At 62.7% G+C, this 22,878-nt stretch carries 23 protein-coding genes and 1 pseudogene; 21 read left to right on the top strand and 3 right to left on the bottom strand.

What is annotated here, in order from left to right; all coding sequences use genetic code 11:
- Positions 1–11: 11 nt before the first annotated feature.
- The 11 genes and pseudogenes from FJ443_RS20205 to FJ443_RS20155 all read left to right on the top strand — a co-directional run bounded on the left by FJ443_RS20205 (position 12) and on the right by FJ443_RS20155 (position 12,236).
- Entirely contained in the window at positions 12–1,058 is a 1,047-nt protein-coding gene (locus FJ443_RS20205) for an ABC transporter substrate-binding protein (RefSeq protein WP_140560387.1), read from the top strand.
- Positions 1,059–1,136: 78 nt separating this feature from the next.
- On the top strand, positions 1,137–3,347 hold the full coding sequence (locus FJ443_RS20200; RefSeq protein ID WP_224680648.1) for an iron ABC transporter permease: 2,211 nt from the start codon (positions 1,137–1,139) through the stop codon (positions 3,345–3,347).
- Between the two features lie 13 nt (positions 3,348–3,360).
- Positions 3,361–4,470, top strand: a complete 1,110-nt coding sequence (locus FJ443_RS20195; RefSeq protein WP_140665564.1) for an ABC transporter ATP-binding protein — start codon at positions 3,361–3,363, stop codon at positions 4,468–4,470.
- Between the two features lie 238 nt (positions 4,471–4,708).
- Complete coding sequence (locus tag FJ443_RS20190) at positions 4,709–5,917, top strand: ABC transporter substrate-binding protein (protein ID WP_140514995.1); 1,209 nt, start codon at positions 4,709–4,711, stop codon at positions 5,915–5,917.
- Positions 5,914–6,714 (top strand): ABC transporter ATP-binding protein, encoded by an 801-nt coding sequence (locus FJ443_RS20185; RefSeq protein WP_181175119.1) that lies wholly within the window; start codon positions 5,914–5,916, stop codon positions 6,712–6,714. Before FJ443_RS20190 ends, FJ443_RS20185 begins: the two co-directional genes overlap by 4 nt.
- Positions 6,707–7,411, top strand: coding sequence for an ABC transporter ATP-binding protein (locus tag FJ443_RS20180; RefSeq protein ID WP_140552372.1), 705 nt, complete (start codon positions 6,707–6,709; stop codon positions 7,409–7,411). The genes FJ443_RS20185 and FJ443_RS20180 overlap by 8 nt, the downstream gene beginning before the upstream one ends.
- A 7-nt stretch (positions 7,412–7,418) precedes the next feature.
- Positions 7,419–8,306, top strand: coding sequence for a branched-chain amino acid ABC transporter permease (locus FJ443_RS20175; protein ID WP_140514993.1), 888 nt, complete (start codon positions 7,419–7,421; stop codon positions 8,304–8,306).
- Between the two features lies 1 nt (position 8,307).
- The gene (locus tag FJ443_RS20170) at positions 8,308–9,285 is read left to right on the top strand and encodes a branched-chain amino acid ABC transporter permease (RefSeq protein ID WP_140665561.1); all 978 of its coding nucleotides are present in this window, start codon (positions 8,308–8,310) and stop codon (positions 9,283–9,285) included.
- Positions 9,286–9,495: 210 nt separating this feature from the next.
- Positions 9,496–10,308 (top strand): annotated as a pseudogene (ugpC, locus tag FJ443_RS20165) (sn-glycerol-3-phosphate ABC transporter ATP-binding protein UgpC); the annotation flags it as partial.
- A 94-nt stretch (positions 10,309–10,402) separates the two neighbouring features.
- Complete coding sequence (locus FJ443_RS20160) at positions 10,403–11,341, top strand: sugar ABC transporter permease (RefSeq protein ID WP_140665559.1); 939 nt, start codon at positions 10,403–10,405, stop codon at positions 11,339–11,341.
- Position 11,342: 1 nt separating this feature from the next.
- The gene (locus FJ443_RS20155) at positions 11,343–12,236 is read left to right on the top strand and encodes a carbohydrate ABC transporter permease (protein WP_140498410.1); all 894 of its coding nucleotides are present in this window, start codon (positions 11,343–11,345) and stop codon (positions 12,234–12,236) included.
- A gap of 38 nt (positions 12,237–12,274) precedes the next feature.
- Here the strand turns inward: FJ443_RS20155 and FJ443_RS20150 are convergent, their stop codons facing one another.
- Entirely contained in the window at positions 12,275–13,393 is a 1,119-nt protein-coding gene (locus FJ443_RS20150; protein WP_140632378.1) for a mandelate racemase/muconate lactonizing enzyme family protein, read from the bottom strand.
- A gap of 27 nt (positions 13,394–13,420) precedes the next feature.
- Positions 13,421–14,167: an amino acid ABC transporter ATP-binding protein gene (locus tag FJ443_RS20145; RefSeq protein WP_140632381.1), complete on the bottom strand. Its 747-nt coding sequence runs from the start codon at positions 14,165–14,167 to the stop codon at positions 13,421–13,423.
- Between the two features lie 119 nt (positions 14,168–14,286).
- Between FJ443_RS20145 and FJ443_RS20140 the strand changes: the two genes are divergently transcribed.
- From FJ443_RS20140 to FJ443_RS20095, 10 genes are all read left to right on the top strand, one after another.
- Complete coding sequence (locus tag FJ443_RS20140; RefSeq protein WP_140581261.1) at positions 14,287–14,970, top strand: GntR family transcriptional regulator; 684 nt, start codon at positions 14,287–14,289, stop codon at positions 14,968–14,970.
- 15 nt (positions 14,971–14,985) lie between these two features.
- Positions 14,986–15,657: an amino acid ABC transporter permease gene (locus FJ443_RS20135; RefSeq protein ID WP_140632383.1), complete on the top strand. Its 672-nt coding sequence runs from the start codon at positions 14,986–14,988 to the stop codon at positions 15,655–15,657.
- Between the two features lie 2 nt (positions 15,658–15,659).
- Positions 15,660–16,313, top strand: a complete 654-nt coding sequence (locus FJ443_RS20130; RefSeq protein ID WP_140632386.1) for an amino acid ABC transporter permease — start codon at positions 15,660–15,662, stop codon at positions 16,311–16,313.
- Positions 16,314–16,347: 34 nt separating this feature from the next.
- Positions 16,348–17,124, top strand: coding sequence for a transporter substrate-binding domain-containing protein (locus FJ443_RS20125; RefSeq protein WP_181165309.1), 777 nt, complete (start codon positions 16,348–16,350; stop codon positions 17,122–17,124).
- A 69-nt stretch (positions 17,125–17,193) separates the two neighbouring features.
- Complete coding sequence (locus tag FJ443_RS20120; protein ID WP_140514980.1) at positions 17,194–18,303, top strand: enolase C-terminal domain-like protein; 1,110 nt, start codon at positions 17,194–17,196, stop codon at positions 18,301–18,303.
- Between the two features lie 5 nt (positions 18,304–18,308).
- A complete protein-coding gene (locus FJ443_RS20115) occupies positions 18,309–19,343 on the top strand; it encodes a zinc-binding alcohol dehydrogenase family protein (protein WP_140665556.1) in 1,035 nt (344 codons plus the stop codon).
- On the top strand, positions 19,340–20,101 hold the full coding sequence (locus FJ443_RS20110; RefSeq protein ID WP_140514976.1) for an SDR family oxidoreductase: 762 nt from the start codon (positions 19,340–19,342) through the stop codon (positions 20,099–20,101). The genes FJ443_RS20115 and FJ443_RS20110 overlap by 4 nt, the downstream gene beginning before the upstream one ends.
- 28 nt (positions 20,102–20,129) lie before the next feature.
- The gene (locus FJ443_RS20105) at positions 20,130–20,819 is read left to right on the top strand and encodes an RraA family protein (protein WP_140498420.1); all 690 of its coding nucleotides are present in this window, start codon (positions 20,130–20,132) and stop codon (positions 20,817–20,819) included.
- A gap of 7 nt (positions 20,820–20,826) precedes the next feature.
- A complete protein-coding gene (locus FJ443_RS20100; RefSeq protein WP_140498421.1) occupies positions 20,827–21,123 on the top strand; it encodes a UxaA family hydrolase in 297 nt (98 codons plus the stop codon).
- Positions 21,120–22,355 (top strand): UxaA family hydrolase, encoded by a 1,236-nt coding sequence (locus FJ443_RS20095; protein WP_140514973.1) that lies wholly within the window; start codon positions 21,120–21,122, stop codon positions 22,353–22,355. The genes FJ443_RS20100 and FJ443_RS20095 overlap by 4 nt, the downstream gene beginning before the upstream one ends.
- Positions 22,356–22,623: 268 nt before the next feature.
- Here FJ443_RS20095 and FJ443_RS31680 read toward each other — a convergent pair.
- Positions 22,624–22,878: TOBE-like domain-containing protein (locus FJ443_RS31680; protein ID WP_224619170.1), on the bottom strand; the 255-nt coding region annotated here is incomplete at its 5' end.

Here is a 22,878-nt window from a genome sequence, read left to right as displayed (position 1 = left end):
AGGAATTATCGATGAAAGGTCCATTTGATCGCAGACAAGGCAGGACGTGGCTTGGCCTTGCGGTGCTGGCCATTTTCGGTCTGGCCGGCGGCGCCCATGCGGCGGATCGCAACCTCGTGATGTATTGCGGCGTCGACGAAGCCTGGTGCCGGGCCATGGCCACGACCTACCAGAAGGAAACCGGCGTCAGCGTCGACATGACCCGCATGAGCGCCGGCGAGATCTATGCGCGCCTGCGGGCCGAGAAGGACAATCCGCAAGCCGACATCTGGTGGGGCGGCACCGGCGACCCGCATCTTCAGGCGGCGGAAGAAGGTCTCACCCAGGAATACAAGTCGCCGCAGCTGGCGAACCTGCGCGACTGGGCTTTGAGGCAGGCTGAACGCGCCAAGAACCGCACCGTCGGCATCTATCTCGGCGCGCTTGGCTACGGCTACAACGAGGAAGACCTGAAACAGCGCGGCCTGACGGCGCCGGCCTGCTGGGCGGATCTGGTCAAGCCCGATTTCCAGGGCGAGATCGAGATGGCCGACCCCAATTCCTCGGGTACCGCCTGGACGATGCTGGCGACAATCGTGCAACTGATGGGCGAGGACAAGGCTTTCGACTATCTCAAGCAGCTCAACAAGAACATCGCCGAATACACCAAGGCGGGCGCCGCACCCGCGCTCGCCGTGGGCAAGGGCGAGACGCTGGTCGGCATTTCCTTCCAGCACGACGTCATCAACGCCGCCAAGCAGAACCCGGCCGTCAAGGTGGTCTCGCCCTGTGAAGGCACCGGTTTCGAGATCGGGTCGATGAGCATTGTTGCCGGGGCCAAGCACATCGACGAGGCGCGGAAATTCTACGACTGGGCGCTGACGCCAGACGCGCAGAAACTGGCGGCTCCGAACGGCAGCTACCAGATCCCGTCGAACACCGGCACCCCGGTGCCGCCCGAGGCGCCGGACCTCAGCAAGATCAAGCTGATCGACTACGACTTCGCCAAATATGGATCATCAGCGGAGCGCAAGCGGCTGTTGAAGAAGTTCACCGATGAGATCCGCAACGGCGGCTGATCTGGTCCGTACGGCCGATCCGCCGGCTGCCTGCGGGGCAGCCGGCGCAACCCCGACCATACCGAAGGAAGATGTCGAATGGCACGGGCTTCGCCCTATCCCATGGCCAATGACCTCCCGGGGCGCAGTGCCGCCGGATGGCTGGCGCTGGCATGGGCGAGCTTCATTGTGCTGCCATGGTACAAAGTCGAAGGCGGCTTGCTTTCCTTTGACTGGCTGGCGCGTCCGGCGGAGGCGGCACCAGCCATCCTGCTGTCGCTGAACGGTCAGCTGTGGCTGCTTCCCTTGATCCTGCCACTTCTCCTGGCAAGCTGGCTCGTCGCGCGCCGGAACCTCCCCGGCCTGGCGGTGGCGGGCGCAGCCGGCCTCGCCTGGCTGGTGATCGAGGGTTTTTCCATCATCCATTCGGGTTGGGGATTTGCCTGGCTCGGGCATCTCGCCAGTACGCCGGGACCGGTGCAGCCGGGGCTCGGCTGGGGTGCCGTGCTGTACGCGCTGGCGATGCTGATGTTCATCGCCGAGGCGCTGGCCGCGCGTGGCTGGTGCAAAGGCGATCGTTTTGTCGTCGGCTCGCTGCTGATCGTGATCGCTTCGCTGATCCTGTTCGTGGCCTATCCGCTGTTGTCGATCCTCGCTTCCGCCATCGAGGACAATGACGGCAATATCGTGCCGGCTCTGTTTGCCGAAAAGCTGTTCAGTGCCAACATCTGGAGCCTGCGCTGCCTCTACGACGACGGTTCCTGCGGCGTGGCGTGGAATACGGTGGCGATCGCGGTGCTGGTGGGTTTCTTCTGCACGGCGCTAGGCCTGGCGCTGGCGCTGATTGCGTTGCGCACCAGGCTGCCTGCCAAATGGCTGCTGCGCGGCCTCTCCATCCTGCCGATCATCACGCCCCCTTTCGTCATCGGCCTGGCGCTGATCCTGTTGTTCGGCCGGGCCGGCATCGTCACCAATCTTTTGTCCGAACATCTCGGTATTCCGCGCAGCCGCTGGATCTACGGCATGGCCGGCATCACCATCGCGCAAGTGCTGGCCTTCACGCCGATCGCTTTCCTGGTCCTGGCCGGCGTGCTGCAGGGCGTCAGCCCGAGCATGGAGGAGGCCTCGCAGACCTTGCGCGCCAGCCGTTGGCGCACTTTCAGCACAATCACCTGGCCGCTGATCCGCCCGGGGCTGGCCAGCGCCTTCCTGATCTCGTTCATCGAGAGCATGGCCGACTTTGCCAACCCGCTGGTGCTGGGCGGCAACTTCAACGTGCTGTCGACGGACATCTTCTTTGCGGTGGTGGGCGCTGCGCATGATCAAGGCCGTGCGGCGGTGCTGGCGATCGTGCTTCTGGGATTCACGCTCGCCGCTTTCGTCATCCAGCGCCGCTGGATCGGCAGCCGCAGCTACGTCACCGTCGCGGGCAAGGGCGATGGCGGTGTGCCGGCCACGCTGCCCAAGGGCTTGCGCATCGGCTGCTACGCCGCCGTCGTTCCCTGGTTGCTTCTGACCGTCGTGGTCTATGGCATCATCCTGGGCGGCGGCTTCGTGCAATCGATCGGCCGCGACAACACGCCGACGCTCGAATATTTCCTCACCGCTTTCTCCGTCGAGAAAGGCGTCAATGGCTGGTTCCTGAGCGGGTCGGCCTGGCCGTCGCTGCTGATGACCATCGGCCTTGCGCTGGTGGCGATGCCGTTCACCGCCGCGCTCGGCATCCTGACCGCCTATCTGCTCGACCGGCAGCATTTCGCCGGGCGCACGATGTTCGAATTCCTCGCCATGATGAGCTTTGCCATTCCCGGCACGGTCGTCGGCGTCAGCTATATCCTCGCCTTCAACGTGCCGCCGGTGCAACTGACCGGCACCGGACTGATCATCGTCATCTCGTTCATCTTCCGCAACATGCCGGTTGCGATCCGTGCGGGCCTCGCCAATCTTGGGCAGATCGACAAGAGCCTGGACGAGGCATCGCTGACACTGGGGGCGCGTTCCTTCGCCACCTTGCGGCGGGTGATCCTGCCGATCCTGAAGCCGGCTATCGTGACCGCGATGATCTACAGTTTCGTGCGTGCGGTCACAGCGGTCAGCGCCGTCATCTTCCTGGCGACCGGCCGCTTCAATCTCGCCACCGTCTATATTGTCGGGCGAGCCGATGTCGGCGAATACGGCATCGCCATCGTCTATTCGGCGGTGCTGATCGTCGTCATGATGATCATTCTGATCGGCATCCAGCTGCTGGTCGGGGAACGCCGGCTTGGCCGGCGCCGGGCCGAGGCGCAAGCCGTCGTGGCACCAATCTGATCGGGAGAAGCGTATGGATCAAACGGCGAAGAACGCTGCCCCCGGCGTGGTGGACAGACCGGCAGTGCGTTTCGAGGGCGTCACCAAGAAATACGGCGCCGTCACTGCCGTCGACAATGTCAGCTTCGACATCGCACCGGCCAGCCTGGTGACGCTGCTCGGACCTTCCGGCTGCGGCAAGACGACGACGCTTAGACTGATTGCCGGGCTGGAGCACGCAAGCCACGGGCGCGTCGTCATCGACGGCAAGGACGTCACCTTGCTGTCAGCCGCCGAACGGGACGTCAGCATGGTCTTCCAGTCCTACGCGCTGTTCCCGCACATGAACGTCATAGAAAATGTCAGCTACGGCCTGCGGGCGACCGGGCTCGGCAAGGTTGAGGCCGCGGGGCGCGCCGCCGAGAAGCTGGCACAGGTCGGCCTGTCCGGCTACGAGAAGCGCCAGCCGAGCGAACTTTCGGGCGGCCAGCAGCAGCGCGTGGCCGTGGCGCGCGCCATCGTGCTGGAGCCGAAGGTGCTTCTGTTCGACGAGCCGCTGTCCAATCTCGATGCCAAGTTGCGCCGGCGCGTGCGCGATGAAATCCGCGGTCTTCAGCAGGACCTCGCGCTGACCGTTGTCTATGTGACGCATGACCAGGAGGAGGCGTTGGCCGTGTCCGATCGCATCATCGTCATGAACGCTGCCCGCGTCGCTCAGGACGGGACCCCGCGCGACCTCTACAACGAACCCAGGAACTCTTTCATCGCCGATTTCATGGGCGACGCCAACCTGCTCGATGTCGAGGTTCTCGCCAGCAATGGGACGAATGCCGAGGTAAAGATCGGGCCGCTGCGGCTCGACATGCCGCATCGCGGCATCGCGGCGGGGCCGGCGGTGCTGGCCGTCCGGCCGAATGCCGTGCGCCTCGTCGCCGGCCAGCCGGCAGCCGGCGGGATGAGAGGGCGCGTGGTCAAGAGTTCTTATCTCGGCGACCACATGGAATACCGCGTCGCGATAAACGATCCGGCGGTCGAGTTGTTTGCGACGTCGCCGATCGTCACACCTGCCCTGCCGGAAGGCAGCGTCGTCGCGGTCGATTTCGATCCGGCAAAGATCGTGCTGATAGCGTGCGACAAGTCCTAGCCAGCAGCGGACACCGCTACCGGTGCGCCTGATACGAAAATAGTGGTTCTCGACGTTCCATGTCGATGTTACGAATCTCTGTGCATTCCGAATGTGCGCTTGTGACCATGTGTCCGGGCAATTTGGAACTGTGGCGAGCACAGGACGTATTCTTCACGCGGGACCAGACGGTACACTCGAAGCCGTCACAGGGCCGCAATGGGCGTTTTCGACAGTGGCCACAAGGGAGGAAATACCAGTGAAAGCATCCTATCTCATCTCAGCCGCGCTGCTTGTGGGTACCGCGATGCCAGCGGCGGCAGCCGAAATTTCCGACGGCAAGGTCAAGATCGGCATCCTCAACGACCAGTCGGGTGTCTATGCCGATTTCGGCGGCAAATGGTCCGTCGAGGCGGCCAAGATGGCTGTCGAGGATTTCGGCGGCAAGGTCCAGAATGCGCCTATCGAGGTCATCAGCGCCGACCACCAGAACAAGCCGGACATCGCCTCCAACATAGCGCGCCAGTGGTACGACACCGAGCAGGTCGATGCCATAATGGAACTGACCACCTCCTCGGTGGCGCTCGCCGTGCAGGGACTTTCCAAGGAAAAGAAGAAGATCGACATCGTCACCGGCGCGGCTGCGACCGACCTGACCGGTAAGCAGTGCTCGCCCTATGGTTTCCATTGGGCCTACGACACCCATTCCCAGGCCGTCGGCACAGGCGGTGCCCTGGTGCAGCAAGGCGGCGACAGCTGGTATTTCATCACCGTCGACTACGCCTTCGGCTATTCGCTCGAGGAGCAGACCGCCAAGCTCGTCAAGGATCGCGGCGGCAAGGTGCTTGGTGAAGTGCGCTATCCGCTCGGCTCGACCGACTACTCATCCTTCCTGCTGCAGGCGCAATCCTCCGGCGCCAAAATCGTTGGCCTTGCCAATGCCGGTCTCGACACTTCCAACTCGATCAAGCAGGCGGCCGAATTCGGCATCGTCGCTGGCGGCCAGCGGCTCGCGGCACTTCTGTTCACGCTGGCCGAAGTGCATGGCCTTGGCTTGCAGGCGGCCCAGGGCGTCGTGCTGACCGAAGGCTTTTACTGGGATCGCGACGACAAGAGCCGCGAGTTCGCCAACCGCTTCTTCAAACGCACCGGCAGGATGCCGAACATGATCCAGGCCGGGACGTATTCGGCGGTGTCGCAGTATCTCAAGGCCATCGACAAGGCCGGCACCGACGAAACCGAAGCGGTGGCCAAGGAAATGCATTCGATGCCGGTCAATGACGTCTTTACCGCCAACGGCAAGGTGCAGGCCGACGGCTCCATGGTGCACGACATGTACCTCTATCAGGTCAAGAAGCCCGAGGAGAGCAAGAAGGATTGGGACTACTACACCTATCTTGCAACCATTCCGGGCGACCAGGCCTTCATGAAGGCCACGGATAGCGGCTGCCCGCTCGTCAGCAAGTGACGACGGCAACCGCCGCGGCCGTCAGGCCTGACGGCGATGGAGCCGTGCCGCGGGTGGTGCTTTCCGCCCGCGGCCTCAGGCGCGATTTCGCCGGGTTCGTCGCGGTGAAGGATGTCGATCTCGACGTTCATCACGGCAGGATACACGCCTTGATCGGGCCGAACGGCGCCGGCAAGACCACGATCTTCAACCTTTTGACCAAGTTCCTCCAGCCGACCAGCGGCACGATTGAACTGCTCGGCACCGACATTACCCGGACACCGCCGGCCAGGGTGGCGCGGATGGGCCTCGTGCGCTCGTTCCAGATATCGGCGATCTTTCCGCATCTGAGCGTGCTCGACAATGTGCGCGTTGCGCTGCAGCGGCCAGGGGGGCTGGGCTTCCAGTTCTGGCGCCCGCTTTCGGCGCTCGACCAACTGACGCCGCGGGCGCGCGAGCTTCTCGGCACGGTCGGCCTCGACGACGCGGCGCACCGGCTCGCCGGCGATCTCTCCTATGGCCGCAAGCGCGTGCTCGAGATCGCCACTACGCTGGCGCTCGATCCAAAGGTGCTGCTGCTCGACGAGCCGATGGCCGGCATGGGGCACGAGGATGTCAGCATGATCTCCGGGATCATCCGCGCCTTGGCCCGCGATCGGGCCGTGCTCATGGTGGAGCACAATCTGACCGTCGTTGCCGATCTTTGCGACTGGATCACCGTGATGCAGCGCGGCAAGGTGCTCGCCGCGGGCGACTATCCGACGGTCAGCCAGGATGAACGCGTCCGGATAGCCTATATGGGAACCGAGCATGAGTGAGCCGCTACTTGCCGTGCGCGATCTCCATGCCTGGTACGGCGAGGGCCACGCGCTGCACGGCGTCGACCTCGATGTGTTCCGCGGCGAAACCGTGACGCTGCTTGGCCGCAACGGCGTCGGCAAGACCACGACGCTGCGCGCCATCATGGGGCTGATCCGCAAGCGCACCGGCAGTGTCGTCTTCAACGGCAACGACTTGATCGGCCTGCCCTTGCACCGTGTCGCCCACCAAGGCATCGGTTTCGTTCCCGAGGAGCGCGGCATTTTCGCCACGCTGACAGTCGACGAGAATCTGATCCTGCCGCCGGTGGTGGCCAAGGGCGGGATGAGCGTCGAGGAGATCTTCGAGCTCTTTCCCAACCTGAAGGAGCGCCGCAACAGCCCGGGCACCAGGCTATCCGGCGGCGAGCAGCAGATGCTGGCGATCGCCCGCATCCTGAGGACGGGTGTCCGGATGCTGCTCCTCGACGAGCCGACCGAAGGCCTGGCGCCGGTCATCGTCCAGCGCATCGGCGAATTGCTTGCGACGTTGAAGAAGCGCGGCATGACGATCCTGCTCGTGGAGCAGAATTTCCGTTTCGCCGCCCGCATTGCCGACCGCTTCTACCTGATGGAGCACGGCAAGGTGCTGAGCGGGTTTCCGGTCGGCGAACTGGCCGCCCACGACGCTCAACTTCACGAGGTGCTCGGAGTATGATCGCGCCATGACGATGATCTTCGGCATCCCCATCCAGGCCTTTCTCGGGCAGTTGCTGGTCGGGCTGATCAACGGTTCCTTCTATGCGATGCTGAGCCTTGGCCTCGCCGTCATCTTCGGCCTGCTGCGCATCATCAATTTCGCCCACGGCGCGCTCTACATGCTGGGCGCCTTCATCGGTTATCTGCTGCTTGTCCATCTCGGCATCGGCTATTGGCCGGCGCTGATCCTGGTGCCGCTCGCCGTCGGGCTGTTCGGCATTGCGGTCGAGCGTGCAGCGCTCTCGCGGCTCTACCAGCTCGACCCTCTCTACGGCCTGCTCTTCACTTTCGGCCTGGCCTTGGTCATCGAGGGCGTCTTCCGTTATTATTACGGCGTCTCGGGAAATCCCTATGCGGTGCCGGCGCTACTTGCGGGCGGCACCAATCTCGGCTTCATGTTCCTGCCCAACTATCGCGGCTGGGTGGTGCTGGCATCGCTTCTCGTCTGCCTGGGCACATGGCTTTTGATCGAGAAGACCAGGCTTGGCTCCTATCTGCGCGCCGCGACCGAAAATCCAGAACTGGTCCAGGCTTTCGGCGTCAACGTGCCACTGCTTTTGACACTCACCTATGGACTGGGTGCGGCACTTGCCGGTCTTGCCGGGATCCTGGCGGCTCCCGTCTACCAGGTCAGTCCGCTGATGGGGTCGGATCTGATCATCGTCGTCTTCGCCGTCGTCGTGGTCGGCGGCATGGGCTCGATCCTGGGCGCCATCGTCACCGGCTACATGCTCGGCCTCGCCGAGGGCCTAACCAAGGTGTTCTATCCCGAGGCGTCGAACCTTGTCGTCTTCGTCATCATGGCGATCGTGCTTCTACTGCGGCCGGCCGGCCTGTTCGGAAGGGACGCCTGAGATGAGCGAGCTGACGCTTCACGAAAAGCGCGCCGCGGCCTCCGTGCGGCTGGAACGCGCGCTGGTGGCGCTGGCGGTATTGGCGCTCATCGCCGCGCCGTTCTTCGTCTACCCGTTCTTCCTTATGAAGATGCTGTGCTTTGCGCTGTTTGCCTGCGCCTTCAACCTGTTGCTCGGCTACACCGGCCTGTTGTCCTTCGGCCACGCGACCTTCTTCGGCGGCGCTGCCTATTTCTGCGCGCATGCCGTCAAGGTATGGGGCTGGCCGCCGGAGGCAGGCATTCTGCTGGGTACCGCCGGCGCGGCCCTGCTCGGGCTGGTCATGGGCTTCTTCGCCATCCGCCGGCAAGGCATCTATTTCGCCATGATCACGCTGGCGCTGGCGCAGATGTTCTTCTTCTTCTGCGTGCAGGCACCGTTCACGCAAGGCGAGGATGGCATCCAGGGCGTTCCGCGCGGCAACCTCTTCGGCATCATCGATTTGAACGCCACGGTCAACATGTACTATGTCGTATTGGCCATCTTCCTGATCGGCGTCTTCGCCATTTGGCGGATCGTCAACTCGCCCTTCGGCATGATCCTGCGCTCGATCCGCGAGAACGAGAACCGCGCCATCTCGCTCGGCTATTCCGTCGCCAGGTATAAGCTCGCCGCTTTCGTCATGTCGGCCGCACTTGCGGGGCTTGCCGGCGCGGTCAAGGCAATCGTGTTCCAGTTCGCGACGCTCACCGACGTGACATGGCAGATGTCGGGCGAGGTGATCCTGATGTCGCTGCTTGGCGGCATCGGTACCATGGTCGGGCCGGTCGTCGGCGCCGGCTTCGTCGTCGGCCTTGAAAACACACTCGCCACCTCAGGCTTTCCGGTGACCATCGCCACCGGCCTGATATTCATGGTCTGCGTGCTCGTCTTCCGGCGCGGCATCGTCGGCGAATTCCATGCGCGGCTGCCCAGGCCGGCGGACGGTGCAAGTGGTTGATATTCATCCCGTGGCCGATCTCCCTGCTGTCTCCAGCCATGTGGTGGGCAGTCCAGTGAGCAACCGGGAATGCAGCCTGGATGTTTATCGAAGCGCCTGCTTTACAGGCAGGTTTGGTAGCGCTACCGTCTCCGTATCGCGTGACCACATGAAGGTTGGAGGGCCGTCGCCGGGAGAGGTCAGCGGTTCCTTCGAAGAGACGTCGCGGGAATCGTTCGGGAGGAGGATCGATGGCCGTCTGTCGCGATTAGCGAGGTTTACAAATCATTCGGGACCGTCGAGGTTCTGCACGGCGTCAGCGTGAACATCGACGACGGCGAATTCGTCACGCTGGTCGGGCCGTCGGGTTGCGGAAAATCAACCCTGCTCAGGATGATCGCGGGCCTGGAAAAGATTTCGCGGGGCCAGATCGCGATTGGCGAGCGTGTCGTCAACAACGTTGCGCCGAAGGAACGCGACGTCGCCATGGTCTTCCAGAACTATGCGCTGTACCCGCATATGACCGTCGCCGAGAACATGGCGTTTTCGCTCATGCTGAAGGGCGTTTCGAAGGCTGAGAGCGGCGCCGGCGTCCAGCGCGCAGCGGAGATTCTGGGGCTGGTGCCGCTGTTGGCGCGCTATCCCCGCCAGCTTTCCGGCGGACAGCGCCAGCGAGTTGCCATGGGGCGGGCGATCGTGCGCGATCCGGCGGTTTTCTTGTTCGACGAGCCGCTGTCCAATCTTGACGCCAAGCTCAGGGTGCAGATGCGCGCCGAGATCAAGGAACTGCACCAGCGCCTGAAAACCACGACGGTCTATGTTACCCATGACCAGATCGAAGCCATGACCATGGCAGACAAGATCGTGGTCATGCATGACGGCATCGTCGAGCAGATCGGGCCGCCGCTGGAACTCTACGACAGGCCGGACAATCTCTTCGTCGCCAGTTTCATCGGCTCGCCCGCCATGAATTTGCTGCGGGGCGAAATCGCGACGAACGGGTCGCCGTCCTTTCGGGGCGCGGGCGGAATTTCCGTGCCGTTGGACGCAGCATCGTCCGTCAAAGGCGGCGAGCCGGTGGGGAAGCGCAGGGCGGCCGCCAGGCCGATCAACGAGACCCTTGCAGGGAGCCCGCCCCATGGCCTTGCCGTCCGTCGCCGCTCAGCCGCGTTCCTCGATGCTATCGCGCCTGGCCGAGAGCAGGAACGCGCTTGGCTTCGGCTTCATGCTGCCGGCGGCGGCATTGCTGCTTGTCTTCCTGACCTATCCGCTTGGGCTCGGCGTCTGGCTCGGCTTCACCGATGCCCGCATCGGCCGTCCCGGCATCTTCATCGGCATCGAGAACTATGAATATCTGTGGAGCGACGCCGTTTTCTGGCTCTCCGTCTTCAATACCCTGCTCTACACCGTCAGCGCCTCGATCCTGAAATTCGCGCTTGGCCTCTGGCTGGCGCTCATCCTCAACCAGAATCTTCCCTTCAAATCGTTCTTCCGCGCGATTGTCCTGTTGCCGTGGGTGGTGCCGACGGTGCTGTCGGCCATCGCCTTCTGGTGGATTTACGATTCGCAGTTCTCGATCCTGTCCTGGGCACTCCAGCAGATGGGCCTGATCGACCATCGCATCAATTTCCTCGGCGATCCGGAGAACGCGCGTGCTTCGGTGATCGCGGCCAATGTTTGGCGCGGCATCCCTTTCGTGGCCATCACGCTGCTTGCCGGCTTGCAGACAATCCCCCAATCGCTTTACGAGGCCGCCACGCTCGACGGCGCCAACCGCTGGCAATTGTTTCGCCATGTGACGCTGCCGCTGCTCACCCCCATCATCGCCATCACCATGACGTTCTCGGTGCTGTTCACCTTCACGGATTTCCAGCTGATCTATGTGCTGACCCGCGGCGGACCGGTAAATGCCACCCATCTGATGGCGACGCTGTCGTTCCAGCGCGGCATTTCGGGCGGCCAGCTCGGCGAGGGCGCCGCGATCGCGGTCGCCATGATCCCATTCCTCCTTGCCGCGATCCTGTTCAGTTATTTCGGCTTGCAGCGCCGCAAATGGCAGCAGGGGGGCGGAGACTGACATGGCTGCCACCAGGAAGACAAAACAGCCGCAGCTCGACGAAGGCGGCATGGGCTATTTGCAGAGCGTGCCGCGCCGTGTGGTGACGGTCTATCTCCCCCTGCTCGTGTTCGTCATCGTGCTCTTGTTCCCGTTCTACTGGATGACGATCACAGCGGTTAAGCCCAATGTCGAAATGACCGACTATGCCAATTTCAACCCGCTCTGGGTCGTGCATCCGACATTGGAGCACATCCGCTATCTTCTCTTCGAGACGTCCTATCCGGGCTGGCTGCTCAACACGATCATCATTTCGACCGCCGCCACTTTCCTGTCGCTGGTGGCGTCGGTTTTCGCGGCCTATGCGATCGAGCGGCTGCGGTTCTCCGGGGCACGGCAGGTCGGCCTCGCGGTGTTCCTCGCCTATCTCGTGCCGCCCTCGATACTGTTCATCCCCTTGTCGGTGATGGTGTTCAACCTCGGGCTTTACGACACACCCTTCGCGCTCATCCTCACCTACCCGACCTTCCTGATCCCCTTCTGCACCTGGCTGCTAATGGGTTACTTCCGCTCCATCCCCTTTGAACTGGAAGAATGCGCGCTCATAGACGGGGCAAGCCGCTGGCAGATCCTGAGCAAGATCGTGCTGCCCCTGTCGGTGCCTGGCCTGATCTCGGCGGGCATATTCGCATTCACCCTGTCATGGAACGAATTCATCTATGCCTTGACGTTCATTCAGTCGTCCGAAAACAAGACCGTGCCGGTCGGGGTGCTCACCGAACTCGTACGCTCCGACGTCTATGAATGGGGTGCCCTGATGGCGGGCGCGCTGATCGGATCCCTGCCGGTCGTCGTGCTCTATTCGTTCTTCGTCGAGCACTACGTCTCCTCGATGACCGGCGCGGTGAAGGAATAGCGCCGTCCTGATGCCGCGGGCGATTTTCCTGGAATGCCCTAGCCCAGGCTTTTGCCGTAGCGGGCAAAGCTTTCGGCCAGGACAGTCGTGCTCGCACCGGCCCGTTCGGGCCGTTTGTAGATGCCGCCTTCGACGCGGATCGGCTCCTCGAAGTGATCCTTGATCCAGGGGATGTATTCGAGGATCGTCGATGCAGGATGCCAGTAGCTCAGATGCACATGCACCTGGCTCATCTCCCCTGCATGCGGAACGACGGGAAGCCGATGCGCCAGTGCCAGGTCCGCGACCTGGATGTATTCGGTTATTCCTCCGAGCCGCGTGACGTCCGGCTGGACGTAGGCGACGGCTCCTGCATCGACGAAGGAGCGGAACGCGTCGATCGTGTAGAGCTGCTCGCCGAGCGCGATCGGGATCGATGTATTGCGCGCGAGCGTCGCGTGGCTGGCGACATCGTCATACCAGAGCGGCTCCTCGAACCAGTAGATATCTAGGTCGCGCGCCAGCGCGCAGAACCGCTGGCAGGTCGGAAGATCCCACTTGCCGTTGCCGTCGATTGCGATCCGGATCCTTGATCCGACACGTTTGCGCACAGCCGCCAGGCGCTCGACGTCGATATTTGGGTCGTCATGGCCGACCTTGATCTTGATGCGTGTGAATCCATCCTCCTCGACGGCTTTCGCGGAGCCGCGCAGCAACGTGTCCAGGTCGAACGAAATCCAGCCGATATCGGTATTGTAGGCCTCCAGGGCATCGGTGCGCGCGCCGCCGAGATAACTCCACAGCGGCAGGCCCGCCCGTTTCGCCTTCAGATCCCACAGCGCGATATCGATTGCGGCCAGCGCCAGATGCGTGATGCCGGCCCGACCGACCCATTGAAGTGAAGGATGGCGCGCAAGCCTGGTCCATAGACGCTGATGATCCGAGGCGTCTTCGCCTACCAGAAGCGGCGCGTAACACTCACCGATGCAGGACGTTATCAGCCGGTCGGCGGCCAGATGGGCATGCGTGCCGGTGAAGCCATAACCTTCCAGCCCATCCGTGGTGACGATCTTCGTACCCACGACACCCCAATGGGTGATGCTGTGGGTCGAGTCCGAAATGGAGTCCGACGTGAGTGGAAGATGGAGAATGAACGGGCGGACGGAGGCGATTTTCATCTATGACCCTTGGCGGATATGAATTTGTCAATGAAGGAGCTGCGAGAGGAATTCGCGTGCACGCTGATGCTTCGGGGCTGCGAAGAACTCCTTCGGCGTGGCCTCCTCGAGTATCCGGCCCTTGTCCATGAAGACGACCCGGTCGGCCACCTGGCTGGCGAAGCCCATTTCGTGCGTCACGCAGATCATCGTCATGCCTTCGGAGGCCAGCGAGACCATGGTGTCGAGCACTTCCTTGACCATTTCCGGATCGAGAGCCGAGGTCGGTTCATCGAAGAGCATGATCTTGGGCTGCATGCAGAGCGCGCGGGCGATCGCGACGCGCTGCTGCTGGCCGCCGGAAAGCTGGGACGGATACTTGTCCGCCTGATCGGCGATCCGAACCTTGTGCAACATCTCCAGCGCTCTCTCCGAAGCGTCCCTGCGCGATTTTCCGAGCACGCGGATCGGCGCCAGCGTACAGTTCTCGATCACCTTGAGATGCGGGAAGAGGTTGAACTGCTGGAACACCATGCCGATGTCCCGGCGCGGAACCATACGTCCGTGGGACTTCTCGACCAGCGGTTTGCCGTCGATTTCCACCGAGCCTTGCTGCAGGTCTTCCAAGCCGTTGATGCAGCGGATCAAGGTCGACTTGCCTGAGCCCGACGGCCCGCAGACGACAATCTTTTCGCCCTTCGCCACCTCAAGGCTGACGTGATCGAGCGCCTGAAACCCGCCGAACATCTTCACCGCATCGCGCAGTTTCACAAAGGCGCTGCCGTTGGCGTCCATGAACTCCTCCTTGTTGCGAAGTTGGCTTGTAACCCGAAAGATCGAAATCGGAAAATAAAAAATTTTCTATTTTTAATTTTTCTGTTGCGCCGAACCGGAACCTGACCGATGCTTGGGCCATGAGCATGATCAAGACAACATTGGCCGAGCAGGCCTACCAGGAGCTGCGGTCCCGGATCGTCGGCGGCAGGCTGGCAGGCGGGCAGCGCCTGTTGCCAAACGAATTGGCGGCGGAACTGGGCATCAGTCCCACGCCTGTCAAGGAAGCCTGCCTGCGGCTGGAGGCGGACGGGCTTCTCGTCAATTCCTCGCGGCGCGGCATGGTGGTCCGCAGCTTCAACGAGGAAGCCGTCGAGGAATTATACGCGGCCAGGACACTGCTCGAGAAAGGGGCCGTGGAAGCAGCCTTCGACGCAGGACGGCTCGATGAGGCGCTGCGGGCGAAGCTCCAGGACAGCCTCGAAAACCACAGGCGCTTCGCCAAAGGGTCGTCGCTCGACGATCTGGCGAAGGCGCTCTCCCATGACCGGGCCTTCCACAGTTCGCTCGTCGGCGCCGCGGGGATACCGATGATCTCCGAGGTCCACTCCCGCATTGTCGGCCAGACGCATACGGTCTTCGTCTCGATTCCAGGCGATTACAGCCGCTCGGTCGAGGAGCACCAGGATATTCTCGATGCCATCGTCGCCGGCAAGAAGAGCCAGATCCTCGCGGCGCTTCAGCGACATCTCGAGAGAAGCCGGCAGAACACCTTGCGCCAGGTAAAAGTCCTTGCGCGAGCGATCGAACCGAACCTTGTTTGAAGACCGGGGACGAGTGTGGGGTACCTAGATTTTTCCGGGACATTCGCGCGCGGCGACCTGTTCGTGCACGCCGCCATGCTGACTGTCGGCCTGTCAGCCGCCGCGCTGGTTCTGGGCATGTGCGTCGGCATCGTCGGCGCCCTGATGAGACTTTCGAGCTCGAAAGTCCTCTCCTCAATCGCGGCCGCCTATGTGGAAATCATCCGAAACACGCCGTTTCTGGTGCAGATCTACATCGTCTATTTCGGCCTGCCCTCGGTCGGCATTCGCATTTCCGAAGTGACGGCGGCCATCCTCTCCCTGACGCTCTACGCGGGCGCCTATATCACCGAGATCGTCCGTGCCGGCATCCAGACGATCGGCAAGGGACAGCGGGAGGCGGCGCACACGCTTGGCATGTCACCGTATCTCACCTTCCGCTATGTCGTTCTGCTGCCGGCGATTTCAGCGATCTTTCCGGCACTGACCAGCCAGTTCATCCTGATCATGCTGGCCTCCAGCGTCGTTTCGGTCATCTCCGTCCCGGAACTGACCGGCGTCGCCAATGATGTGCAGGGCCTGACCTTCCGAAGCCTGGAAGCCTATCTCGTGGTCGCGGCCATCTACCTTGTCCTGACGGCTGCATTCAAAGGCGTCTTCGCACTGATTGACCGTGCCCTCTTCTCCTTCCGCTTTGCAGGGCGATGACGATGTTCCAGACATTCAATCTCCATCATGTCGGGTTTCTGCTGCAATGTGCGACGTGGACGGTCGTCCTCTCGGGAATTGCGCTTGCAGGCGGCGCCATCGGCGGATCGATTGTCGCCCTCATGCGCCTCTCCCGCTTCGCCTGGATGCGCTGGATCGCACAGGCCTATATCTATGTCATCCAGGGAACGCCCCTGCTCGTCATTCTCTTCATCGCCTATTTCGGCGTCGCCAATCTCGGCTATGACCTTCCGGCGATCTACGCGGCCGGCCTTGGATTTACGCTCTACAGCAGCGCGTTCCTCGGCGAGATCTGGCGCGGGTCGATCCAGTCGATCAACAAGGGGCAATGGGAAGCGTCGTTCGTGCTGGCGCTTGGCTGGCGGCACACGATGACCGACGTCATCATCCCGCAGGCGCTTCGCGTCGCCATTCCTCCGACGGTCGGCTTCTCCGTTCAGGTCGTCAAGAACACCGCGCTTGCTTCGGTCGTCGGCTTTATCGAACTGACGAGAGCAGGACAGATCGTCTCCAGCGCCACGTTCCAGCCGCTGCCCGTCTATCTGACGGTCGCGGCCATCTACTTCGGCATCTGCTCCATACTGTCCCATGCCAGCCGCCGCCTGGAGCGCCGCCTGCAGCAGGCAGCCAACTGAAGATCCGGTTCATCACACCAGGGAGGAAAGTATCATGCTATTGAAGAGACTTGCTGTCGGGGTCGCCGCGATGCTGGCGATGATATTGCCCGCAAAGGCCGAGAGCACGCTGGACGCCATCGTGCAGCGCGGCACTATCAATGTCGGCGTCGGCCTTGGAACGCCGCCTTATGGCCTGATGGACAGCAGCATGCAGCCCGACGGCTATGACGTGTCCGTGGCAAAGGCAATCGCCCGCGATCTCGGCGTCAAGGTCAACATCGTCGATACGACGGCAGCCAACCGCATCCCGAACCTGACTTCGGGCAAGCTCGACATCGTGATCTATTCGTTCTCGATCACCGCCGAGCGCGCCAAGGCCATCGCGTTCACCAACACGTACTATGTCGACCAGCAGGTCTATGTCGGTCCCGCCGACCAGCCGATCACCAAGATCGAGGATCTGGCGGGCAGGAAGATCGGCGTGACGCGGGCCAGCACGAACGACATCGTCATGACCAAAAAGGCCGTCGAAGGCGCACAGATCCAGCGCTATGACGATGACGCGTCGACATCCCAGGCGCTGTTCGCAGGCCAGGTCGAAGGCATCGTGACCAGCGGCGCGCTTGCCCGCGCCGTCGAGGAGCACGATCCTAACCTCAAGAAGCAGTTCGTTGTGGCGCAGGCGCCGATGGGCATAGGCCTGCGCCGCAACGACCCGGACTTCCTGCACTGGCTGAACACGGAGCTCTTCATGCTTCAGTCGACAGGTGAGCTGCAGGCCCTGCAGAAAAAATGGATGGGTGTCGAAGTCGACCTGCCCCGCTTCTGAGAATGACTGGATCCGGGACTCCCCCGGATCCACACATGCCGCTGCGATCGGTTTATCGAAGGTTTTTTCATGAAAATCACGGATGTGAAGGTGCGCTGCTGCCAGCGCAAACCAGGCGATTTTGCCGCCAGCGCGTTTCGAACCGGGGATTTCGCGAAGTTCGAATTTCTCACCGTCACCATGATGACGGACACCGGGCTCGAGGCAACCGCCTTCGGGTTCGCCGGTCGTTCGGCGGCGGGCGCCGGCAGGCTGATTGCCGACACGCTGCGTCCGTTCTTCATCGGCCGTGACCCGCTCGACCGGGAAAAGGCATGGCACGATTTCCGGGTGGCCGACCGCTGGTGGGGCCACTTGCCGATCTATGCCTACGGACCATTCGACACCTGCCTCTGGCTGCTGTCGGCCACCGCCGCCGGGCAGCCTCTCTACAAATATCTCGGCGCCTTCCGCGAACGCGTGCCGGTCTATGGCAGCTCGATGATCCTGTCGGGGCCGCAGGACTATGTGAAAGAGGCGCTGCGCGCCAGGGCCGAAGGGTTGCGGGCCTACAAGCTCCATACACCCGGTCTCGATCTCGACTACGATATCGACGTCCATCGCCAGGTCCGCGCCGCCGTCGGGCCGGATTTCACGCTGATGTCGGATCCGGTCTCGATGTTCAATCTCGAGCAGTCGATCCGCTTCGGCCGCGAGCTGGAAAGGCTCGACTTCTACTGGCTGGAAGAGCCTTTATACGACGAGGACGTTCATTCGCTGCGGGAGCTCGCACGCACGCTCGAAATCCCGCTCGTCGGGACAGAAGTCCTTGCGAAGCACCCTTACAGCATCGCCGAATGCATCTCGACGCGTGTCGTCGATCGCGTCCGGGCAGACGTTTCCTGGACGGGCGGCGTCACGGGCGTCATGAAGACGGCCCGCCTCGCCGAAGCCTTCGGCGTCAATTGCGAGATCCATACCGCCATCTTCCACCCGATGGAGATCGTCAACCTGCATTGCGCCGCGGCGATCAAGAACTGCGACTTCTTCGAAGTGCTCTATCCAATGGAGAACTTCGCCTTCGGCCTCAAGCAGCCGCTGCCGATCAAGGACGGCTACGCCGCGCCGCCGTCAGCCCCCGGCCTCGGGGTCGAGATCGACTGGGATGCCATCGACAACAGCACGATCTGTGAGGCCTGAGCGCCATGATGAAAGCTGTCTGCCTCGAGGAACCCGGCAAGATCTTGCTGGTCGAATTGCCCGAACCAAAACCGGGCCCGGGCGAAGTCGCGGTGCGGATGGAGTATGTGGGGTATTGCGGTTCCGACCTGACGTCGTTTCGCGGCCTCAATCCGCTGATCTCCTACCCGCGCGTCCTGGGCCATGAAATCTCCGGCACCATCTCGGCGCTCGGCGACGGCGTCAGCGCGCTTGCGGTCGGCCAGTCCGTGACTATTCTTCCCTATTTCAATTGCGGCAGGTGCCATGCGTGCCGCCTTGGCAGGCCGAACGCCTGCAAGGACAACCGGACGATGGGCGTCCAGCGCGAGGGCGCGATGGCCTCGATCATCGTCGTTCCCGCGGGCAAGATCATTCCGGTCGAGAGCATGCGCCAGCGGGACCTCGCGCTGATCGAGCCGCTTGCCGTCGGCTTCCATGCCGTCCGCCGCTCCGAGCTTTCGGCTGGAGAAACCGTCGTCATCCTTGGCTGCGGCGTCATTGGGCTCGGCGCCTTGCTCGGCGCTGTCAGGCGGGGCTCACGCGTGATCGCAGTGGACCTTAGCGCCGACAAACTCGCCGTTGCCAAGGTGCTCGGCGCCACTGACACCATCGATGCGTCGCGCGAAGATGTCCTGGCGCATGTCCTGGAACTGACCAGTGGGGACGGTCCGCAGGTCGTCATCGAGGCGGTCGGCGCGGATGCGACCTTTCGGCAGGCGATCGATCTCGTGGCGTCCTGCGGCCGGGTCGTCTATGTCGGCTACGCCAAGAACAAGATCGCTTACGACACCAAGTTCTTCCTGCTCAAGGAGATGGATATCCGCGGGTCGCGCGGCTCCGAGATCGCCGATTTCCACGATGTTATCGGCTATCTGAAGCAACATCGGGACGCCGGCGACCGCATCGTCTCACGCGTCGTGCCAATCGAGGAAGCCGGTGCGGCCATGCAAGCCTGGGACAAGAACCCCGGAGGCTTCACCAAGATCGTCGTCCGGATCGAAGCGAAGGAAGACGCATGAGCATCAAGGATATCTTCGGGCTGGAGGGGCAGCATGCGCTGGTGACCGGCGGCGGAAGCGGTCTCGGCCTTGCGATCGCCACCTGTTTCGTCGAAGCCGGCGCCAAGGTGACGATCGTCGGCACCAACGCCGCGAAGCTCGCTGCCGCCTGCGAGACGCTGGGGCCTTCCGCCACGAGCCATGTCTTCGACGTGACCGACACTGCCGGTGCCACGGGTTTCGCCAGCGAGGTGGCAAAAAAATCCGGACGCGTCTCGATCCTCGTCAACAATGCCGGCAACACGGTCAAGAAGCCGCTCGGCGAGATGAGCGTCGAGGCTTTCAATTCGGTGCTGAACGTCCATGTCGGCGGCGCCTTCGCCCTCTCGCGCGCCTTCCTGCCGCAGGTGACGGAAGCAAGGGGCAGCATTCTTTTCACCGCCTCGATGAGCTCTTTCCTCGGCATTCCCAACGTGATCGGCTATTCGGCGGCGAAAGCCGCCTATGTCGGCATGGTGAGGGCGCTCGCGACCGAACTTGCGCCCAGCGGGATACGCGTCAACGGTGTGGCACCAGGCTGGATCGACACCGCGCTTCTACGCCAGGCCACCGCAGCCGATCCGGAAAGGGCGCGCAAGATCAACAGCCGCATTCCCATGGGTCGTTTCGGCGAGGGCGCCGATATCGGCTGGGCCATGACCTATCTCGCCTCACGCGCCTCAGCCTATGTGACCGGCCATATACTGGTGGTCGACGGCGGCGCGCTGCACGGCTTCTGACACCATAGTTTTTCGAGGGAGAAAACAGATGACGACCGATACTGACAAGGCGATCTTCGAAGTCATCCGCAAGGAACTCTTCACGGCCGTCGTCGGCGACGTGCTCGATGTAATGGGCCACCGCCGGCAGTTCCTGCCGGCCGGGATCGTGCCGTTGCAGCCGGAGATGAAAGTCATCGGCCGCGCGATGCCGGTGCTGGAGGCGGACGTGTTTTCCGGCGGTTCGCCGGATGCGCACGGTCCGCTCGCGAACAAACCGTTCGGCCTCATGATGGAAGCGCTGGACAGCCTGACGGAGAACGATGTCTACATCGCCAGCGGCTCCTCCTTCCGCTACGCGCTGTGGGGCGGGCTGATGTCCACCAGGGCCCAGAAGCTGAAGGCTGCCGGCGCCGTCCTCAACGGCTATATCCGCGACTCCTGGGAAATCGAAAAGCTCGGCTTTTCGGTCTTCTCGCGCGGCATCTATGCCCAAGACCAGGGCCCGCGAGGCAAGGTGATCGACTATGGCTGCCCAATCGAGATCGAAGGCATCCTGGTAACGCCCGGCGACCTGATCTTCGGCGACCGCGAGGGCGTGCTTGTGATCCCGCGCGAGGCGGAAAAGGAAGCGATCGAGCGCGCGATCGAGAAGGTCAGCACAGAGAACAAGGTCGCAACCGCGATCCGCGACGGCATGAGCGCCTGCGAAGCCTTCCGTACCTTCGGCGTCATGTGAGCCGACGATGGACGATCCTCGTCTGCTCCTGCTCTGCGATCACGACAATGTGCTGGTCGCCTGCCGGCGCATCGAAGCCGGTGAGACCATCATCGTTGGCGGCGAGTCGCGCATTCTGATCAAGGCCGTGGAGCTCGGCCACAAGCTGGCGCGGCTGCCGATCGCCCCGGGGATGAAGGTCATCAAATACGGCGTCCCGATCGGCTCGGCGACGCGGTCGATCGGACCCGGCGAGCACGTCCATATTCACAATCTGAAGAGCGACTACACCAAAACGCACGTAATAGCGGAGACCGGATCATGACCGGCGAACAGTCCACCATCCTCGGCTATCTCAGGCCGGACGGTCGCAAGGGCATCCGCAACATTGTGATCGTGGCCTATCTGGTAGAGTGCGCGCATCATGTCGGTCGCGAAATTGTCTCCCATTTCCGCGGCAGGGACGTGCATCTGATCGGCTTTCCAGGCTGCTTTCCCAATCCCTATGCGCAGCGGATGATGGAGCGTCTGTGTACGCATCCCAATGTCGCCGCGGTACTGCTGCTGTCACTGGGATGCGAAAGCTTCAACAAATTCTCGCTCGCCCGCACCGTCGAGGCAAGCGGACGGCCGGTGGCCACGCTGACGATCCAGGAAAACGGCGGTACTTTGTCGACGATTTCCGACGGCATCGAATGGGTCGGGCAACGCCTGCAAGAGCTGGGCGCGGTCGCGAGAGTGCCAATGGATGCGAGTGAACTTATCGTCGGCACGATCTGCGGCGGGTCGGACGGCACCAGCGGCATGACCGGCAACCCCGCCGCCGGCCTTGCCTTCGATCGGCTGGTCCGTGCGGGAGCAGCCTGTATTTTCGAGGAGACCGGCGAGCTGATCGGCTGCGAAGAGATCATGGCGAGCCGTGCCGTGACGCCTGAACTCGGCGTCGAGCTGCGCGCCTCCGTGGCAAAGGCAGCGCAATACTACGCGACGCTAGGCTATGGCAGTTTCGCTCCGGGCAATGCCGATGGCGGCCTATCCACCATCGAGGAGAAATCGATGGGTGCCTATGCCAAATCGGGCTCGTCGCCGATTTCGGGCCTCATCAAGCCGGGCGACATTCCCCCTGGCGGCGGACTCTACCTGATGGATGTCGTGCCGGACGGGGACGTGCGTTTTGGCTTCCCCAACATCTCGGACAATGCCGAGATCGTGGAGCTCATCGCTTCCGGTTGTCACCTCACGCTCTTCGTCACCGGCCGCGGTTCGGTCTCGGGGTCGGCGGTCGCACCGGTCATAAAGATCTGCGCCAATCCCGAAACATACCGTCGCCTGTCGGGCGACATGGACGTCGATGCCGGACGTATCCTCGAAGGGGCCGCCACCTTGTCGGATGTCGGCGACGAAATCTTCAATCTGGTTCTTGCTGTCGCCAATGGCCATGCGACGAAATCCGAACAACTCGGGCACCGCGAATTCATCCTGACCTACAAGACTTTCGAACCGATCGGTCCCGCATGTCTGCCGGGCGCACAGCGAAAGGCTGGTCACCGAAGCTGAAGCTGCCGGCGTTTGCCGTGTGCCTGCGAGCGCTGTTTGCCTCTGTACTGAAGCTGCGCGATCCTTGACCAGCGCAGGAGCAAATGCGTGGCGGGCCGAACAATCTGGCGACAAGCTCACTCGTTTTGTTTGAAGCGCGGCACGCCGAAACGGATTCATGCGAGCCGCTTAGGTCTTGTTTTGCATGTCGCTAGATCGAACCGAGGTTGCTTGGGCAAACCAGCATTGGGCTGGCGGCTCGCAACCGCCTCACCTCCATACGGACAATTCAAATCAGCGGGCCTGCGTCAGCCATACGCCGCTTCCTGATATCTGGGGGAAGCGTCTTCTCGTTTTGGCGAGGGTTCTGTTCCGCCGGCGCGAATGAGCTGCCTGCCTGGTCGGAAAAAAACAGCTTCCAGCGGCCCGGGCGGAACGCTACCCGGCTCTTCTGGGCCGCGGGATGATCGACGGGCAGCTCGATCTCGACGCGCTGGCGTTCGCCGCCGATCTCGAGTTCCACCCGGCGGGTGCCGGCGACGCG

Origin of the sequence: Mesorhizobium sp. B2-6-1 (assembly GCF_006440475.1) — a bacterium.
Lineage (GTDB): Bacteria > Pseudomonadota > Alphaproteobacteria > Rhizobiales > Rhizobiaceae > Mesorhizobium.
The sequence above is the reverse complement of the archived record's forward strand: the minus strand, read 5'-3'. Positions and strand labels throughout refer to the sequence as shown.

Bases quoted from the DNA above. Each gene is read 5' to 3' on its own strand.
- FJ443_RS20205 (WP_140560387.1), top strand. From the start codon at position 12: ATGAAAGGTCCATTTGATCGCAGACAAGGCAGGACGTGGCTTGGCCTT.
- FJ443_RS20200 (WP_224680648.1), top strand. From the start codon at position 1,137: ATGGCACGGGCTTCGCCCTATCCCATGGCCAATGACCTCCCGGGGCGC.
- FJ443_RS20195 (WP_140665564.1), top strand. From the start codon at position 3,361: ATGGATCAAACGGCGAAGAACGCTGCCCCCGGCGTGGTGGACAGACCG.
- FJ443_RS20180 (WP_140552372.1), top strand. From the start codon at position 6,707: ATGAGTGAGCCGCTACTTGCCGTGCGCGATCTCCATGCCTGGTACGGC.
- FJ443_RS20175 (WP_140514993.1), top strand. From the start codon at position 7,419: ATGACGATGATCTTCGGCATCCCCATCCAGGCCTTTCTCGGGCAGTTG.
- FJ443_RS20170 (WP_140665561.1), top strand. From the start codon at position 8,308: ATGAGCGAGCTGACGCTTCACGAAAAGCGCGCCGCGGCCTCCGTGCGG.
- FJ443_RS20160 (WP_140665559.1), top strand. From the start codon at position 10,403: ATGGCCTTGCCGTCCGTCGCCGCTCAGCCGCGTTCCTCGATGCTATCG.
- FJ443_RS20155 (WP_140498410.1), top strand. From the start codon at position 11,343: ATGGCTGCCACCAGGAAGACAAAACAGCCGCAGCTCGACGAAGGCGGC.
- FJ443_RS20150 (WP_140632378.1), bottom strand. From the start codon at position 13,393: ATGAAAATCGCCTCCGTCCGCCCGTTCATTCTCCATCTTCCACTCACG.
- FJ443_RS20145 (WP_140632381.1), bottom strand. From the start codon at position 14,167: ATGGACGCCAACGGCAGCGCCTTTGTGAAACTGCGCGATGCGGTGAAG.
- FJ443_RS20140 (WP_140581261.1), top strand. From the start codon at position 14,287: ATGAGCATGATCAAGACAACATTGGCCGAGCAGGCCTACCAGGAGCTG.
- FJ443_RS20130 (WP_140632386.1), top strand. From the start codon at position 15,660: ATGTTCCAGACATTCAATCTCCATCATGTCGGGTTTCTGCTGCAATGT.
- FJ443_RS20125 (WP_181165309.1), top strand. From the start codon at position 16,348: ATGCTATTGAAGAGACTTGCTGTCGGGGTCGCCGCGATGCTGGCGATG.
- FJ443_RS20120 (WP_140514980.1), top strand. From the start codon at position 17,194: ATGAAAATCACGGATGTGAAGGTGCGCTGCTGCCAGCGCAAACCAGGC.
- FJ443_RS20115 (WP_140665556.1), top strand. From the start codon at position 18,309: ATGATGAAAGCTGTCTGCCTCGAGGAACCCGGCAAGATCTTGCTGGTC.
- FJ443_RS20110 (WP_140514976.1), top strand. From the start codon at position 19,340: ATGAGCATCAAGGATATCTTCGGGCTGGAGGGGCAGCATGCGCTGGTG.
- FJ443_RS20105 (WP_140498420.1), top strand. From the start codon at position 20,130: ATGACGACCGATACTGACAAGGCGATCTTCGAAGTCATCCGCAAGGAA.
- FJ443_RS20100 (WP_140498421.1), top strand. From the start codon at position 20,827: ATGGACGATCCTCGTCTGCTCCTGCTCTGCGATCACGACAATGTGCTG.
- FJ443_RS20095 (WP_140514973.1), top strand. From the start codon at position 21,120: ATGACCGGCGAACAGTCCACCATCCTCGGCTATCTCAGGCCGGACGGT.